General features: G+C 72.2%; 14 protein-coding genes. 7 read left to right on the top strand and 7 right to left on the bottom strand.

All coding sequences use genetic code 11. The features are described 5' to 3' along the window. The first annotated feature begins 212 nt into the window (after positions 1-212). Positions 213-1,568 carry a dipeptidase gene (locus ID574_RS24935; protein WP_188191349.1) on the top strand — a complete coding sequence of 452 codons (1,356 nt, stop codon included), beginning with the start codon at positions 213-215 and terminating at the stop codon, positions 1,566-1,568. Between the two features lie 7 nt (positions 1,569-1,575). On the opposite strand, the gene ID574_RS24930 is transcribed toward ID574_RS24935, so the two are convergent. Next, a complete protein-coding gene (locus tag ID574_RS24930) occupies positions 1,576-2,031 on the bottom strand; it encodes an NUDIX domain-containing protein (RefSeq protein ID WP_188191348.1) in 456 nt (151 codons plus the stop codon). A 69-nt stretch (positions 2,032-2,100) separates the two neighbouring features. Between ID574_RS24930 and ID574_RS60045 the strand changes: the two genes are divergently transcribed. Further along, a complete protein-coding gene (locus tag ID574_RS60045; RefSeq protein WP_223167034.1) occupies positions 2,101-2,253 on the top strand; it encodes a hypothetical protein in 153 nt (50 codons plus the stop codon). 10 nt (positions 2,254-2,263) lie between these two features. Further along, complete coding sequence (locus tag ID574_RS24925) at positions 2,264-2,572, top strand: hypothetical protein (protein WP_223167033.1); 309 nt, start codon at positions 2,264-2,266, stop codon at positions 2,570-2,572. Between the two features lie 60 nt (positions 2,573-2,632). On the opposite strand, the gene ID574_RS24920 is transcribed toward ID574_RS24925, so the two are convergent. The 3 genes from ID574_RS24920 to ID574_RS24910 are packed head-to-tail and all read right to left on the bottom strand — an operon-like array spanning position 2,633 to position 3,983. After that, positions 2,633-2,812, bottom strand: coding sequence for a hypothetical protein (locus ID574_RS24920; protein ID WP_188191347.1), 180 nt, complete (start codon positions 2,810-2,812; stop codon positions 2,633-2,635). Positions 2,813-2,826: 14 nt separating this feature from the next. Continuing rightward, positions 2,827-3,429, bottom strand: coding sequence for an ArsR/SmtB family transcription factor (locus tag ID574_RS24915; protein WP_188191346.1), 603 nt, complete (start codon positions 3,427-3,429; stop codon positions 2,827-2,829). Between the two features lie 53 nt (positions 3,430-3,482). Continuing rightward, a complete protein-coding gene (locus ID574_RS24910; protein WP_188191345.1) occupies positions 3,483-3,983 on the bottom strand; it encodes a pyridoxamine 5'-phosphate oxidase family protein in 501 nt (166 codons plus the stop codon). Between the two features lie 150 nt (positions 3,984-4,133). Here ID574_RS24910 and ID574_RS24905 point away from each other — a divergent pair, with 150 nt between their 5' ends. Further along, the gene (locus ID574_RS24905; protein ID WP_188191344.1) at positions 4,134-4,787 is read left to right on the top strand and encodes an alpha/beta fold hydrolase; all 654 of its coding nucleotides are present in this window, start codon (positions 4,134-4,136) and stop codon (positions 4,785-4,787) included. Here ID574_RS24905 and ID574_RS24900 read toward each other — a convergent pair. Further along, the gene (locus ID574_RS24900) at positions 4,766-5,296 is read right to left on the bottom strand and encodes a cysteine dioxygenase family protein (RefSeq protein WP_188191343.1); all 531 of its coding nucleotides are present in this window, start codon (positions 5,294-5,296) and stop codon (positions 4,766-4,768) included. The genes ID574_RS24905 and ID574_RS24900 overlap by 22 nt on opposite strands. A 109-nt stretch (positions 5,297-5,405) precedes the next feature. Between ID574_RS24900 and ID574_RS24895 the strand changes: the two genes are divergently transcribed. From ID574_RS24895 to ID574_RS24885, 3 genes are all read left to right on the top strand, one after another. Then, entirely contained in the window at positions 5,406-6,269 is an 864-nt protein-coding gene (locus tag ID574_RS24895) for a LysR family transcriptional regulator (RefSeq protein WP_188191342.1), read from the top strand. Positions 6,270-6,290: 21 nt separating this feature from the next. Beyond that, positions 6,291-6,917, top strand: a complete 627-nt coding sequence (locus ID574_RS24890; RefSeq protein WP_188191341.1) for a LysE family translocator — start codon at positions 6,291-6,293, stop codon at positions 6,915-6,917. A gap of 117 nt (positions 6,918-7,034) precedes the next feature. Beyond that, positions 7,035-13,835, top strand: coding sequence for an ATP-binding protein (locus tag ID574_RS24885; RefSeq protein WP_188191340.1), 6,801 nt, complete (start codon positions 7,035-7,037; stop codon positions 13,833-13,835). A 10-nt stretch (positions 13,836-13,845) separates the two neighbouring features. Here the strand turns inward: ID574_RS24885 and ID574_RS24880 are convergent, their stop codons facing one another. Together ID574_RS24880 and ID574_RS24875 are read right to left on the bottom strand one after the other, a co-directional pair. Further along, positions 13,846-15,432, bottom strand: coding sequence for an acyl-CoA synthetase (locus ID574_RS24880; protein ID WP_188191339.1), 1,587 nt, complete (start codon positions 15,430-15,432; stop codon positions 13,846-13,848). Next, on the bottom strand, positions 15,432-16,580 hold the full coding sequence (locus ID574_RS24875) for a thiolase domain-containing protein (protein WP_188191338.1): 1,149 nt from the start codon (positions 16,578-16,580) through the stop codon (positions 15,432-15,434). The genes ID574_RS24880 and ID574_RS24875 overlap by 1 nt, the downstream gene beginning before the upstream one ends. Between the last annotated feature and the right edge of the window lies 1 nt (position 16,581).

Genomic DNA, 16,581 nt, shown 5'->3' with positions numbered 1-16,581 from the left:
CAGTCTGCATGTTCACCTGCGGTTTGCCAAGCGAATCGGTCGCAGCATTGTGCAAGAAAATCGAGATCCGCAGAACCGCTATGTAACAGCGACGAAATCCGCATGTAGATTGACGCGAGGATCCTGCCGGGCTACGTACGCCGGGACCTTCTGTGATCCAATGAGACCCGAACTGTCACATTCGATAAGAACCACCCCCGGGGGACCCTGCCGTGACTCCTGACCAGATTGAGAGCGCTGTCGCCGCCTCGATGCCCCAGGCCGTCGAGGAGCTCAAGCGACTTGCCGCCATCCCGTCCGTCGCCTTCCCCGGGCATCCGCAGGAGCCCGTGCTGGCCGCCGCCGCGATGACGGAGGAGTTGCTGCGGTCCGTCGGCCTCCCCCGCGTCCAGCAGGTGCCCGTCGAGGGCAGCTTCCCCGCGATCTACGCCGAGGCCCCTGCCCCGCCCGGCATGCCCACGGTCCTGCTGTACGCCCACTACGACGTGCAGCCCGCCGGTGACCCGGCCGCGTGGCGCACGCCGCCGTTCGAGCCGACCCTGATCGACGGCTGCCTGTACGGGCGTGGCTGCGCGGACGACAAGTCCGGCATCATCTCCCACGTCACCGCCCTGCGCGCCTTCCAGGGCCGGTTCCCCGTGGGCATCAAGGTGATCATCGAAGGCCAGGAGGAGTACGCGGGCGAGCGCCTGGAGGCGTTCGTCGAGCGCAACCCCGACCTGCTGCGGGCCGACTGCATCGTGGTGGCCGACACCGGCAACCCGCGCGTCGGCGACCCGGCCGTCACCACGTCGCTGCGCGGCATGGCCGCCTTCACCGTCGAGGTCCGGACGCTGCGCGAGGCCGTCCACAGCGGCTCGTTCGGCGGCGCCGCCCCCGACGCGCTGGCCGCGCTGATGCGCATGCTGACCTCGCTGCACGACGACAACGGCGACATCCGGGTGCCGGGGTTGCCGCGCGGGACCTTCCTGGGCCAGGGGCCGTCGGAGGAGGAGTTCAGGAAGACCGCGGGCGTGCTGGACGGCGTGTCGCTGGTGGGCTCCGGCGCGCTGGCTGACCGGCTGTGGTCCTCCTACGCGATCACGGTCACCGGGCTCGACGTGCCGACGGTGTCGGGGGCGGTCAACGCGGTGCAGCCGGTCGCGCGCGCCCGGGTGACGGTCCGGGTGCCGCCGGCCGGAGACCCGAAGACGACGGCGAACGCGGTGGTCGAGTTCCTGCGGCAGGTGGCGCCGTGGGGCGCGCAGGTGACGTTCAGCGACCTCACGGTGGGCTCGGGCTTCCAGGCGGACTCGGGAGGGAAGGCGCGAGCGGCGCTGAACAGCGCGATGACCCGCGCCTTCGGCCGCCCGCCGCGGGACGTGGGCGCGGGCGGGTCGATCCCGCTGGTCAACACGCTGCTGAAGCAGTTCCCCGCGGCGGAGATCCTGTTGTTCGGGGCGGAGGACGAGGACGCCGCCATCCACGCGCCGAACGAGCGCGTGGACCTGGAGGAGCTGCGGAGGGTCGCGACCACGGAGGCCCTGTTCCTGAACGAGCTGAGCCTTCCTTCGCCGCTGGGCGTGTAGGCCGCCGTCAGAGATGTGAACATTCCTGGAGGAGTCGCTGGTGGGACGGTTGTGTCCCCTCGGGCAGCCGGTCGGGCGGGCACCACTTCGCCTCCAGGATCTCCCAGGGGTCGATCTCGAGCGTGCCGCCCGTGAGCACGGCTTCGTAGGCCACCTCCAGCCGTAACCTGAAGCCGCTCTTCAGCCGTACGAGCCGGCCGACCTTCACGGTCAGGCCGGTCTCCTCGAGGACCTCGCGCTCGACGGTGCCCTCGAACGTCTCCCCTCGCTTCGCGTAGCCGGTGGGGAATCCCCACTGGCGGCCCTCCGGCCACAGCCGGTGTTTGAGCAGGAGCACCCGCCCTTCATCGTCTCGTACGACGCCGGTGACGCCGACCATGAACGTGGCGTGCCTCAGCCACACCAGCCGCCACTGCAGGCGACCGCCCAGCGACCTCCACACACGGGCGACAAGCCGTATCACCGTGCCCCCTTCAGCTCTGCGCCCATTATTCGCTGGGATTCGGCCGGGGGCCGCCCATATGGTCACGGCATGGACTGGCGCGTGTGGCATGACGAATACGATCGCCCGGACTCACGCTTGGCGCGGCGGCTGCGGGTCGTTCAGGAGCAGACCCGGCAGGCGCTCGATGACGCTCCGGCGGGTCCGGTGAAGGTGATCAGCCTGTGCGGGGCAAGGGCGTGATCTCCTTCCCGTGCTGCAGGAGCATCCGCGCCGGGGCGACGTCACCGATGAGGACATCGAGCGGACCGTCGGGTTCTTCCCGCAGTTGTGCGCCACGGGTGGCACGGTGATCTGGACGCGGCATCGGGAGGCTCCCGATCTCGTGCCGCGGATCTGCGACTGGTTCGAGGAACAGGGTTTCGAACTGCGGTGGGTGTCGGATCCGGATGCGGGGTTCGGGGTCGGGGTTCACCGCTTCACCGGCCGGCCCCGGCCTCTGGAGCTCGGTGAGCTCATGTTCCGGTTCGTCGGTTGCCACGAGCTCAAGACGGAGCGATGAGGGGCACGAGGCGTTCCGCCTGATCCAGGTCCCCGGGAGAGCGGCACCAGCTCGCCTCGATCAGTAGTGCACAGGTCGGCGGTGGACGAGGCGGAGGCCGGTTTCCACCAGGGCCCAGCCCAGGCGGGTCTCCCACGTACGTAAGACCGACGAACGGGACGCGAGGCGGTGGCGGTCCGCCTCGGCGCGCAGCTCGCGGGCTCGCACTTTCTCGACGTACAGGTACAGCTCCGGGTCCATCGGGCTCTCCTTGGTCAATGTCCGGGACTCCACGGGCGGAAGGGGAAGCCGTACATGTGCACGGCGACGCTCTCGCGGCCGTCGGTGTCGCCGGCCTCGCGGGCCGCCTTTCCGTGGGCCCGCCACTTCTCGGCCAGCTCTCGGAGCTCCTCGGCGAAGCGGCTCAGCTCGTCGGCCGTGAGCGACATCAGGTGCTCGGAGGTGAAGGCCGCGCTGCGCCAGGCATCACCCCAGGTCGGCTGCGTGTCGAGGAATTCCTCCAACAGCTCGTGCTGCTGACGGGTGTGCATGCGCGTCACGGCGGCGTGGACGGCGGCGCGCTCAGGGGCGTCGCGGAAGTCCTCGTCCCTGGTGGTCAGGGTGGCGGCCGCGGGCTTCCACCACCGCTCCCTCGCGTCACCGCCGCTCCCCTCCGCCTCCTCGATGAGGCCGTGGGCGGCCAGCTTGCGCAGGTGGTAGCTGACCAGGGAGACGGCCTCGTCGACCTGGTCGGCGAGGTGCGACGCGGTCGCCGTGCCCGCCACTTTGAGAGCGCGGTAGAGCTTCATGCGCAGCGGGTGCCCCAACGCCTTGAGCGTGTCGAGGTCCTTGATGCGGCGGGTGTTCTCGGCGGCCATACCCCCACCCTAGATGCGAAAAAGAATTTGCGCAAATTTCCTTTCGCATGTGGTCAGAAACGCCAGGTGGTCTGGCTGTACTCGCCCTTGCGGAAGCCCAGCACCTTGGCCGGGGCGACCTCGAACACCAGCGCCTCCCCGCCCTGCGCGTGCGTGAACACGCCGTCGCCCACGCCGAAGTGCCATTCGGGGCCGTACTTGGACCCCCAGGCGTCGGCGAGCCGCTTGAGCTTGCCGGAGTCCGTCACCCGGTCGGCGACGCCCTCGACCACCAGGTCGAGCCCTTCGCGCAGGGCGCTGGCGCCGGTCGTGAGCGCGCAGTTGCGGTTGCGCTCGAGGTTCCTGGCCTTCTGCTCCTCCGCGCCGGTGCAGAAGTAGATCGCGTCGTCCTGCCAGACGGCCAGCAGCGTGGTGACGTGCGGGCGGCCGTCGGGGCGTACGGTGGTCAACCAGTACGTCTCCGCCCGCTCCAACTGGTCGCGGGCCTGCGACCACGGGGTCGCGGTGGCGTTCTGTTCGCTGAAGCGCTGGTCCAGTTTCGTGGTCGGTTCCATGGCCGATCCTCACGTGTCGTCGGTACGGCTTCCACATGGACAGACGTGCCCGGGGTCAGAAACTCATCGCCGGAGCCGGCCGAGCGAGTGTCAGAATGGGGCCGATCCCGATCAGTGGGTCCACGCATGTCGGACGCGGAGGTACTGAAAATGGCGACGTTCGCGCTGATCCACGGCGGCGGGGGCTCCGCCTGGGACTGGCATCTGCTGGTGGAGGAGCTGCGTGGGCGCGGACACGACGCCGTGGCGGTGTCCCTGCCGATCGAGGACGAGTCCGCCGGGCTGTTCGACTACGCCGACGCCGTGGTCGAGGCCCTCGGCGGGCCCAGGGAGCGACTGCTCGTGGTGGCGCACTCGTGGGGCGGCTTCGTCGGCCCGCTGGTGTGCGCCCGCGTGCCTGCCGAGCTCCTGGTGCTGGTCACGGCCATGATCCCGAAGCCCGGCGAGCCGCCGGCCGACTGGTGGGACAACACGGGCTTCACTCATCGCGACATGAACGACCCGATCGGGTTGTTCCTGCACGACGTGCCCAGGGACCTGGCCGAGGAGTCACTCACGAGGTCGCGTGATCACGCGGAGAAGGCGCTGGAGGAGCCGTGGCCGCTGGAGCGGTGGCCGGACGTGCCGACCAGGTTCCTGCTGTGCCGCGACGATCGGTTCTTCGAGCCGGAGTTCATGCGCGGCGTCGTACGCGACCGGCTCGGCATCAGGCCCGACGAGATCGACGGCAGCCACGCCCCCATGCTGGCCCGGCCCAAAGAGCTGGCCGACCACCTGACTGGCTACCTGACCGGCAGGTCGTAGACGCGGCGCACGCTGCTGCCGAGCCGGTTCAGATCGGCCCCGTACACGTGCACCGACACCCCGATCTCGCTGCTGCTGTTGCGGACCTTGTGGATGTCACCGGGCGGCGCGAAGCCGCTGACCTCTCCCGGCCGGTTGTCGGCCCGCCCGATCTCCACCAGGTGATCGCCCATGTCGCGGTAGAGGGTCTCGTGCTCGATGCCGCTGAGGATGCCGAACGTGCACCACGAGACGTGGTCGTGGATCACCGTCTCTTGCCCGGGCCGCCAGACCACGGCCGCGATCGAGAAGTCCTCCTGGGCGTGCAGCACGTGGGACACGTACCCGTCGGGTGAGCCCTCGCGCTCCTGCGGCGTGAGGAGGTCGAGGCCGGGCAGGCGGTCGCGGAGCAGACCGGCGACGGCGTACGCGGTCTCGCGCGGCCCGAGCCGCCGGGCCACGATTCCGGAAATGCCGGTCATGAGCGCATCGAGCCCCGGCCTCGCCAGTGCGGTGGCGGCCATGTTCATGGTGTCCCCCTAGCGGAAGCCGACAGTTGCCCTTCCCTTCTACGGTGCTACGCCGCGACCAATAGGTCCAACAGAAGTCTTCTGTGCAACCCATAGATACGATTGATGAATGCTGGATGTCACCCGTCTGCGCGTGCTTCTCGCGGTCGCCCGCAAGGGCTCGCTGACCGCCGCCGCCAAGGAGCTGCACTATTCACAGCCGTCCGTCAGCCACCACCTGGCCAGGCTGGAGGCCGAGACCGGCGCGCGGCTCATCCAGCGGGCCGGCCGCGGCATCAGGCTCACGGACGCGGGCCGGCTGCTCGCCGAACGCGCCGCGGAGATCATCGGCCGTCTCGACGACACCGCCGAGGAGCTGGCCGCCCATGTGGGGCTGCGTTCTGGGCGCGTACGCCTGGCCGCCTTCCCCTCCGCACTGGGCACGTTCGTCCCGACCGCCGCCACGCTGCTCGGCGACGCGCACCCCGGGCTGCGCCTGCACCTCACCGAGACCGAGCCGCCGGAGGCGCTCAGGCTGCTGCGGGCCGGGCGGGTGGACGTGGCGGTGGTCTTCCGGTACGACGACACCGCACCGGAGGACAGCGGCATCAACATGATCCATCTCCTCGACGACCCCAGCTACCTGGTGTCCGACAAGCCGACGGACGGGCGGCTGGCCGATCACGCCGGGGCGTCCTGGATCGCGGGCTGCGACCGGTGCCGCAGCCACCTGCTGGACATCTGCGACAAGGCGGGGTTCGCGCCGCGGATCACGTTCACGAGCGACGACATCGTGGCCGTTCAGGCGCTGGTCGCGGCAGGGCTCGGCCTGACGATGCTGCCGGGGCTCGCGTTGCGCGCCCACCGCCACCCGGACGTCGAGGTGGCCGAGGTGCCGGGCTCGACCAGGCACGTGTACGCCGCCGTCTACGGCGACCCGCCCCACCCGCCGGCCACCGGAGCGCTGCTGGACGCACTACGAGAAAGTCTTTGACGCCGCTCCTACGATGGCCTCATGCCGGATATCTCGACACTCGCTCTCTTCAGTGTGCTCACGCTCGGCCTCCTCGTGGTGCCCGGGCCCGCGGTCCTGTACATCGTCACGCGCAGCGTCGCCCAAGGCCGCTCCGCGGGACTGATCTCCGTGCTGGGCGTCCATGCCGGCTCGATCGTCCACGTGGCCGCGGCGGCACTGGGCATCAGCGCGCTGCTGGCCGCCTCCGCCACGGCGTTCACCGTGGTCAAATACGTCGGCGTCGCCTACCTGGTCTGGCTCGGCGTGAGCAAGCTGGTGCGGCGGGGCGAGGCCGAGGAGGCGGTCGAACTCCGCGTGCAGTCGAAGCAGCGGCTGTTCTGGGAGGGCTTCGTGGTGAACGTGCTCAACCCGAAGACCGCGATCTTCTTCCTGGCGTTCCTGCCGCAGTTCACCGATCCGGCCGCCGGTCCCGTCGGGCCTCAGATCCTGCTGCTCGGAGTGCTGTGGATCGTGCTGGGCATGGCCTCTGACGGCACGTACGCGATGCTCTCCTCGGCGCTCGCCGGGCGGGTACGCGGGTCCGCGCGGGTGCGGCGGCGGCTCGACGTGGGGAGCGGGGTCGTGTACCTGGGGCTTGCGGCATGGCTCACAACCGAGAAGGCATGACAAGCCAAGAAATTTCGGGCCCATAATGCGATAGTGGAGATCAAGCGCCGATAGGGGGGACGGCTGAGCGGGGGGCGGCACGTCCGGACGTACGTAAGAGGCCTACAGGCGGAGCCCATGGACATGCCACCACACCGCCACGGGCTCGAGCGGACCGTCGAGGTTTACTCGGGTCACGACGAGCTCGCGGGCCTGACCGGTTCGGGCTATGCGATCGGCGCCGATCTCGTACTGACGTCCGCGGACGTGGTCGACCCCGAGGCGCCCTGTCAGGTCCGGGCGGCCTGGTCGGAGCGGTGGGTGCGGGCCGAGGAGGTGTGGCGGGGCCGCGGCGGCACGGGGGCGGTGCTGCTGCGGGTGGTGGGGTCGCCGCCGGGTGAGCCGTCCGACGAGACGGGCAGCGGCTCTCCCTGGCGCGACGTTCCCGGCATCGACCACGTCCGCTGGGCCCGGGTGGCCGGTGGAGAAGGCGACGGGCAGTACAGGCTGCGGTGTGTGGCCAGGGGTTTCCCCAGGGCGGCGCAGCGGGGCGGGTCGAGGACCGCGCAGACGGTGTCGGGGCTGGTGGACGCGCCGACAGGTGCGGTGTCCAAGGCGTTGACGGTCGGCGTACTCACGCCCGAGCCGGCGTCCATGCCGGTCTCCCTCTGGGAGGGCCTGTCCGGCGCCGCGCTTCTCGCCGAGCCCGCCAGGCAGATCGTCGGCGTGGTCGTCGCCGGACGCGACGGGGACGCGCGGCGGTCTCTGGACGTCGTCCCGGTCACCGCGCTGCTGAGTGACGCGCGGTTCTGCGAGCTGGCGGGCGTGCCGCCGGGGCGGCTCGAAACGGTGGCCGAGGGCGACCCGTCGGTGATCCTGTCCAATCTGCTGTCCCCCGCCCGGGAGAAGCTGCCTCCGGACTCCCCCGACTGGCGGCTGCTGGCGCCGCGTCACGCGCTGGTGCCGTTCCTGGGGCGGGACGAGGAGCTCGCGCGCCTGCGGGACTGGGCCGCCGAGCCGGGAGCTCTGTCGATCGCGGTGCTGAGCGGTCGCAGCGGCACGGGCCGGACCAGGCTGGCCGGCGAGCTGTGCGAGGAGCTGGCCCGAGCGGGCTGGGACGCCGGTTTCCTGCCTCTGGACTCCGTCTGCGGACCTCTGTCCGGCGACCTGGGGCCGCTGCCGGGCGAGGGCATGGCGGTCGCCGGTCCTGTGGTGGTCGGGGACCTCCTGGATCCTGAGGGCGCCATTGATCCGGTGGGAGCCGGCGAGGCGGCGGCCGGTGGTTGGGTGAGCCCAGAGGAGCAGGGCCCGGGGCCGGCTCTCGGGGGGACGGGGCGACGGGTGGTGCTGGACGCGGTGCGGCCGACGCTGCTGGTCGTCGATCATCCTGAGCCGTCGTCACCGCTGGTGGGAGAGCTGGTACGGCGGCTGGCCAAGCATGAGCACAATCCGCCCGTACGGATCCTGCTGCTGGTCCGCGAGCCCGGCGACGCCGAATGGTGGCGGCGGCTGGACACGGCGGCGGGTGGCTGGCTGCGGCGGCTCAACACCACGACCGTCCAGCTCAACGCCCGGCCGCTGACGCTGGCCGAACGGAGCGAGCACGCGCTGGCGGCCATGAAGGCGTTCGGTCCCAGCAGGGCCGCCCTGCCCCCGCCACCACCCCTCGACGACCCGGAGTACGGTCTGCCGCTCCACGTTCACCTGGCCGTCCTCATGCGTCTGCGCGACGGCGGCATCGACTCCGCGAGCTGGACGGATGCCCGCAAGGGCGGCGCGGCGGCGGCCGACGCGCGGCTGGGTGACGGGCTGGGCGGTCGCGATCGCTGGGCGGGCGTGGCCGGCGGGCTGGTCGGCCGGTTCCTGGCGCGCGAGTACGAGCAGTGGGCCCACGTATGGCCCGCCCGGCACGAGCGGGTGGACGACGTGACGGCGCGGCAGGCCGTGGCGGTGCTCACGCTGACCGCCCCCACTCCCGCCGAGCTGCCCGGGCTGCTGACGGCCGTTCCCGGCCTCCGGCTGCCTGATTCACCTGCCGAGCAGGCGGGACAGGAGGACGAGGGCGTGAGCGTGGAGGACGGTGCCGGACTTCATGGACCGCTCCTCATCGTGGCGCGCTGGCTCGGCCGGATCTTCCCCGGGGAGGAGCGGCTGGTGCCGCTCGGGCCGGACGTCCTGGCCGAGCGGCTCCTGGCCGAGACCGAGGGCCTGGACGAGCTCGTGCTCGCCCTGCACGATCACGAGGGGCGGACGCCGCAGCACCTCGTACGCATGCTCGACATCCTTCGCCTGTCGGCGAGCTCCGCGCGGGTCAAGTCGGCGCTGCGGTCGCTGGTGGTGAGCAGGATCGACCGGTTGGTGACGGAGGCCGCTTCGGCTCCGGCGAGCCGGCTGGGGGACGCGCTCAACGCGGCGCTGGCGCTGTTCGCCGACGATCGGCGGATCGGGGGTGCCGCGGTCGGGCTGACGGTTCGGCCGGATGCGCCGCTGGGGCTGCGGGCTCTGGGCGTGACGCTCGGCGAGCTGGCGGTGCGGCACCTGCGGGCCAGGGGTGAGTCGATCGCGCTGGCCGAGGCGCTGTCCGTGTTGTCGGGGCGGCTGGCGGCCGTGGGGCGGGTGGGCGAGGCGGTCGTCGCGGCCGCGGAGGCCGTCGAGATCTTCGCCGCCGCTGCCCCGTACGAGGCGGCGGGTGCGCGGGCGGAGGCCCTGTACAACCTGGGGGCGTGTTTGCTGCTCGCGGGTGAGCCCGGCAGTGCGCTCAAGCCGGTGCAGGAGGCGGCGGCCAGATTCCGCCTCCTCGCCGAGGACGAGGGTCACGCGGGGCGTGCTGACGCGCGGGCCGACTACAACCTGGCGTGTGCGCTGGTGGGGGTCGGACGGACGGACGAGGCCGTCGGGGCGTTCCAGGCGGCGGGCGGCGATCCCGACGTCGTGGCTGATCTGGCAGCGGTCCTTTCCGTGCTGTCCACGGCCGCCCCCGCCGCGGGAGCCGCGGCCGGAGCGCCCGCCGGGGCAAGGGCAGGAAGACCGGCCCCGCCCACCGGACCGAGCCCAGGCAGGACGACCCCGTCCGCTGGGTCCGGCCCAGGCAGGACGACCGCGTCCACCGGGCCCCGTCCAGGTTGGACGACTCCTCCGTCCGGGCCCGTCACAGGCGACACGGCAGCGCCGGCCAGGCCCGGCCCGGGCTGGACCACTCCCCCCTCCGGGCCAGCCACAGGCGACACCGCAGCGTCCGCCTGGTCCAGCAGTGGCAGCTCGGCCATGCCTGCCGAAGCCGGCGCGAGCGGGGTGACCATGCCCACCGGGAGCGGCGCGGGCAGCGCGGCCGTGCCCGGGCGTGCCGGCGCGGGCGACCCGGCCGGGCCCTCCGGGGCACGCAGGAGCAGGACGGGCGATGCAGGCGGCCCCACCGGGCCCCGCACGGGGAGGAGAGGTGACGCGGCTGCGGCCACCGGGCCCGGCACAGGCGGCAGCGGTGCGGCGGCGGTGCCGGTTGCAGGGCCGATCGGCGGGCCGGTTGGTGGGCCGGTGGTGTCTGATCCGCCGGCGGTGGCGGCGATCATTCCCGAGCCGCTGGCGCCCCTGGACGTGCTCGACGCCTCCAGCCTCGCCGAGCTGGCGGCCTCGCTCATCGCCGCCGCCACGACGGCCGTCAAGGGCGTCGCGCCCACCAACCGCGACCTGGCCCACCACCTCCACCTCTTGGCCTCCTGGCTCCACGACCACGGCAGGACGGCCGACGCCCGGGTCCCGGCGGGTGAGGCCGCGGCTCGGCTGCGAGGGCTGGCCGGCGAGGAGCCGGGGCTGCGGTTCATGCTGACCGAGGCCGCCGGCCTGCTGTCGCGTATCCACGGCGCGCTGGACGACCTGGACGCCGCCGCGAGGTCCGCCGCCGAGGCCGTGCGGAACCTGCGGGCGCTGGTCGCGCTCGAACCGAGCGAGTACCGGCCGGCCCTGGTGGAGCGGCTGCTGGAACTGGGCGAGCTGCTGCTGCTCGACGACCGGCCCGAGGAGGCGCTCGACCCGCTGCAGGAGGCCATGGGTCTGACCGCCGGGCGGCACGCGCAGGCCAGGGCCAGGCGGCTGCTCGGCCTGTGCCTGGACGAGCTGGGCCGGCCCGTGGACGCGGTGGCGCACCTGGAGCTCGCGGCCGAGCTGTACGACGCCCTGACCGCGGAGGACCCGGCCTACGAGCGCCACCTCACCGAGGTACGGGCCCGGCTGGGCCGCACGCAGCCGCCCCCGGCCCCCGCCGGCGCCAGGCACTGGATGTTGTCGCTGGTCAGCGGGCGGCCAGAAGAGGCCGTGGCCAGGGCGGAGCAGTTGCTGGCCGAGTGCCGCGAAGCCGTCGAGGAGGCGCTCGCACCCCGGCCGGACGAGATCCACGCCTACGTGTCCGCCCAGGCAGTGCTCGCCCGCGCCTGGGCCGACGCCGGCCGGGCGGCGGAAGGGTTCGCGCTGGCGATGCAGGCGTCCGAACTGCTCGAGCGCCATACGGGTCTACGGCCGCGCCCGCACGGGGCTCCGCTGATCACGCAAACTGCCGCTCTCCGCCCCAGGCTCGCCGCTTCGGCACCGGATCGGCCGCACGCGATCGCCGTCGGCCAGGTCGCGGCGGCGCTCGGGCGCACGCTCGTGGGGCTGGGCCGCCACGAGGAGGCCGTGCCGCACCTGCTCACCGCCATCGAGTCCCACGGGCAGGCCGGAGCGAGCCCCGCGTCCGGGAAGGAGCTGGCCGGGCTGCTCGTCCTGGAGACCGTCGCGCTGTCCTCCTCCGACTGCCCCGCGGACGCGGAGTCGGCGTCGGACCGGCTGGTCAGGCTGTACGCGGCACTCGTGTCCGAGGGCATCGAGTCCCCCGTCGCCCTCGCCGGGGCGCTGCGCCTGCAGGGCGGCATCCGGTTCGCCAGGCAGGACGCGGAGGGCGCGCTCAAGTCGGCCAACCGCGCGCTGGACGTCCTGGCGTCGGAGCAGACCAAACCGCAGGAGGGCGGACAGCCGGAGAACGGGCGATCGGCCAAGGACAGGAGGCTGATCACCGCAGCCTGTCTGGAGCTGAGCGGCCTCGCCCTGACCGAGCTGCACGAGGACGAGGTGGCCAGGGAGCGGCTGGCCGAGGGCACCGCGAAGATGGCCGAGTACGGCACCGCGCCGCCCGGCCTGGCCGACGCGCACCTGCTGGCCCTGGTGCGGCTGGCAAGGCTGCGGGCGCGCGAGGACCCCGCCGCCGGGATCGCCCTGTACGCCCGGATCCTGAAGATGCGCCCCCTGCCGGCACCCGACGTGCTCAGGACCCTGATCGAGGAGCTCTCCGCATACGTGGGCGACCTTCCGGACGGCGCCGAGCCGGGCGAGCTGCTGCCGCCGCTCAGGACGTTCACCGACGCCCTCGAACGGCACGTGCCGGTGAGCACCGACGCCGGCCTGCACGACAGCTACGCCCGATGCCTGTCCCGCCTCGCCGCCGCGGCCGCGCAGGCGGGCGACCCCGACAGCGCCGTCCTGGCGGCCAGGCTGGCCGTCCGCGTCCACCTCGGGCTGGCCACCCTGTCCAGCTCGTACCGCGGTCGGCTGGGTGCGGCGCTCGCCGCCCTCGCCGAGTACGACCCCGCCGACCTGGCCGTCGCCGAGCAGGCGGTCGCCCTGCTGAGCGAGGAGGAGAACGGCAGGGAACTGGCGGCCGCCCTCGGCCGGTACGCGGCCGGGCTGCTCGAACGCGGCCGCACGGTGGAGGCCCTGGCCCACTGCGAGCGGGCCGCCGACCTGTGCGACGAGCTGGACGACCCGGCCGTGGCCGCCGCCACGTACGCCCAGCTGGGCGCCGCCCTCGCCGCGCTGGACCGCACGCACGCCGCGCTGGAGGCGACCACCTGGTCGCTCGCCGAGCTGAACCGGGCCAGGGAGCGGGGCCAGGAGCTGCCCCAGGTGCGGGCCCGGGCGATCCAGGTCAAGGGCCAGGTGCTGCGGAGCTCGGGAAGCAAGCAGGAGGCCATGACGCACCTCGTCGAGGCGCTGCAGATCTACACGCGGCTGCCGAAGCCGGCTGCCGCCGCCGAGATCGCCGCGATGCTCGCCGACGACCTGCTGGCGTCCGGGCGGGCGGAGGAGGCCGTCGAGTACGCGAAGATCGCCGCCACCGGGCACCCGGAGCGCACGGTCAAGCACGCGCTCGCCCTCCAGCGGCTGGCCAGGTGCCACATGATGCTGAACGAGATGACCGAGGCGAACGAGCTGGTGGAGCGGCTGATCCCGCTGGCCAGACGGTCGCCCGACGATCTCACGTACCGGGCGATCCTGGCCGACTCGCTGGCCCAGAGTTCTGAGCTGCTGCCGCTGCTGGGGCTGGACGACGGGACCGAGGCCGAGGCCAGGGCCCGTGAGTCCATCGCGATCTACGACGACCTCATGACCACGGGCATGAACGCCGAGGCCCTGCACACCAGCCGGGCGGGCGCCAGCCTCACGCTGGCCGCCGCGCTCAGGATGCGGGACCTGGCCGTCGAGGCTGTGGGGCCGTTGCGCGAGGCCGTCGGGGCGCTGGAGCGGCACGCACCGAGCACGGGGCAACTGGCCGGGCTGCTGGCCAGGGCGATGCTCATGCTCGGCGACGCCCTGATGGAGGCGGGCCGGCCGCTGGAGGCCGGCCTGGTCTTCCACCGGGGCACGCAGGTGACGCGCGACATGCTCTCCAAGGCGCTGGCGCACGCCCGGCTCGGCTTCTGCCAGCAGGAGCTGGGGAGGGACGACGCCGCCGACGCCGCGCTGCGGGTCGCGTCGGTCCTGCTGCGCGAGCTGATCGCCGATGACGACGACGAGAGCCTGGCCGAGCTGCTGCGCGACGTGTTGCAGGGCAGGCTGAAGCTGCTGGAGAAGGCGGGCAGGGCCGCCGAGGCGCGCCAGATCGAGGAGGACCTGCGCAACCTCAGGACCCGCTAGCCCGTCGCCTTCAGGACCCCGCGGCCTCCACCGTCTCCCGCGCCCACCGATAGTCGGCCTTGCCGGCCGGCGAGCGCACCATCTCGGCGACGAACGCGTACGAGCGGGGCACCTTGTAGCCCGACAGGAGCTTCCTGCAGTGCGTGTCCAGCTCCTCGGCCGTGACCTCGACGCCGGGCCGCGGCTCGATCACGGCCGCCACCTTGTTGCCCCACCGCGCGTCCGGCACCCCGGTCACCACCGCGTCGAACACGGCAGGGTGCCCCTTGAGCACGGCCTCGACCTCCTCGGGGAACACCTTCTCCCCGCCGGTGTTGATGCACTGCGAGCCCCGGCCGAGCACGTTCACGGTGCCGTCGGTGTCGACGGTCGCCAGGTCGCCGGTCAGCAGCCATCGCGTGCCGTTCTCGTCCGTGACGAACGTGCGGGCGGTCTTCTCGGGGTCGTTGTAGTAGCCGAACGCCACCCGCCCCGACCTGGCCACCGTCCCGAGCTGCCCGGACCCGGGCTCGACGGGCCGGCCCTTCTCGTCGAGCACGGCCAGCTTGACCACGGAGTTCGGCTGGTACCGCAGGCCCTTCTCCGGCGTCGAGCCGGCCACGCCGGAGGCGGTGTAACCGGATTCGGTGGACCCGAAGTTGTCGACGATCATGACGTTCGGGAGCAGTTCCTGGAGACGGTCCCGGACCGCGCCACTCAGGATGGCCCCGGTCGAGCTGATCACGATCAGTGACGACACGTCGTAGGAGCCCTCCGCCAGCGCCTCGGCCATGGGCCGGGCCATGGCGTCGCCGGTGATGTTGATGGTGTTCACGCGCTCGCGCTCGACCGTCCGCCACACCTCGGCACCGTCGAACTTGCGGATGTACGCGACGCTCCCGCCCATCCACCAGCTGATGAACGTGGCCATCTGAGCGGCGCCGTGCATCAGCGGCGCGACGGGGAACATCAAGAGAGGACCTGACGCGACGGCCGCGTCGATCACCTCCTGAGGGGTGGCGCGCGGCTCGCCGCCCGGGTTGCCGCCGCCGAAGCCCATGAAGAGGTCCTCGACGTGCCACATCGCGCCCTTCGGCATGCCGGTGGTGCCGCCGGTGTAGATGATGTACACGTCCTGGCCGGAGCGCGGCGGGAAGCCCCGTTCCGGCTTGCCCCGGTCCAGAGCGGTCTCGTACGGCACCGCGGACCCGATGGCCGACGGCCCGCCCACCGAGATCAGGTGCTCCAGCAGCGGCGCCTGGTCGGCGACGGCGGCCACCCGCGCGTCGAACTCGACGTCGTAGATCAGCGCCCGGATGTCGGAGTCCCGGTAGAGATAGAGCAGCTCGGACTCCACGTACCGGTAGTTGACGTTGATCGGCACGGCCCGGATCTTGAGGGCGGCCAGCATGCCGGCGATGTACGGGACGCCGTTGTAGAGCTGGATACCGATGTGCTGCCCCGGCTGGATGCCGAGGTCCATCAGATAGTGCGCGAGCCGGTTCGCCTCGGCGTCCAGCTCGGCGTAGGTGCGGCGGTCATCGCCGCAAATCACCGCGGTACGTTCCCCGATCGCGTCCGCGAGCCCTTCGAAGAGGTCCGCGTGGTTGAACTCCATTAGGGCTTCTCCCGTCCGACGATCCACATCGCGAAGAACTGGGCTCCCCCGCCATAGGCGTGGCCGAGCGCCGTGCGGGCGCCGTCCACTTGGTGTTCGCCGGCCATCCCGCGGACCTGCAGCGCGGCCTCGGCGAACCTGATCAGCCCGGAGGCCCCGATCGGGTTGCTGGACAGCACCCCGCCCGAGGCGTTCCACGGAATGTCACCGTCGAGCGCCGTGGCGCCCGACTCGGTGAGCTTCCATCCCTCCCCTTCCGCCGCGAACCCCAGGTTCTCCAGCCACATCGGCTCGTACCAGGAGAACGGCACATACGTCTCGGCGACGTCGATCTGCCGCCGTGGGTCGGCGATGCCGGCCTGACGGTAGACGTCGGCCGCGCAGTCCTTGCCCCCCTGCGGGGTGACCATGTCGCGCCCGGCGCGGAAGATCGGCTCGGAGCGCATGGCGGTGCCGTGCACCCAGGCCGGAACGCCGGTGACCGCGGACTCCGACGACAGGACCATCGCGCACGCGCCGTCACTGGACGGGCAGGTCTCCAGGTAGCGGATCGGCTCCCACAGCATGGGCGTGGACTCGACCATCTTCTGGTCGATGCCGGGGATCTTGAGGTGCGCGTAGGGGTTCTTGAGCGCGTTGAGCCGGTCCTTGACCGCCACGAGCGTGCCGATGTGGCCGGGGGCGCCGGACCTGCGCATGTACTCGCGGATGTGCGGCGCGAAGTAGCCGCCCGCCCCCACCACCAGCGATGAGCTGAACGGCAGGTGCGTGGAGAGGGCCCAGGTGGCGTTGGACTCCGACTGCTTCTCGAACGCCACGACCAGCACCCTGTCATGCACGCCCCCCTGGACGAGGCTGGCGCCGACCAGCGCCGTGGAGCCGCCCACGCTGCCCGCGGTGTGCACCCGCATCATGGGCTTGCCGGCCGCGCCGAGCGCGTCGGCCAGGTACGCCTCGGGCATCATCACGCCCTCGAACAGGTCCGGCGCCTTGCCGATGACGACGGCGTCGATGTCCTTGAACGTCAGGCCGGCGTCCTCCAGCGCCCGCAGCGCCGCCTCGCGCACCAGCCCGGCGATCGACACGTCCCTGCGCCGGGTCGTGTAGTGCGTCTGCCCGACGCCGATGACCGCACAACGGTTTCCCATG

Origin of the sequence: Nonomuraea sp. SYSU D8015, from assembly GCF_008065375.1 — a bacterium.
Taxonomy (GTDB): Bacteria; Actinomycetota; Actinomycetes; order Streptosporangiales; family Streptosporangiaceae; genus Nonomuraea.
The sequence above is the reverse complement of the archived record's forward strand: the minus strand, read 5'-3'. Positions and strand labels throughout refer to the sequence as shown.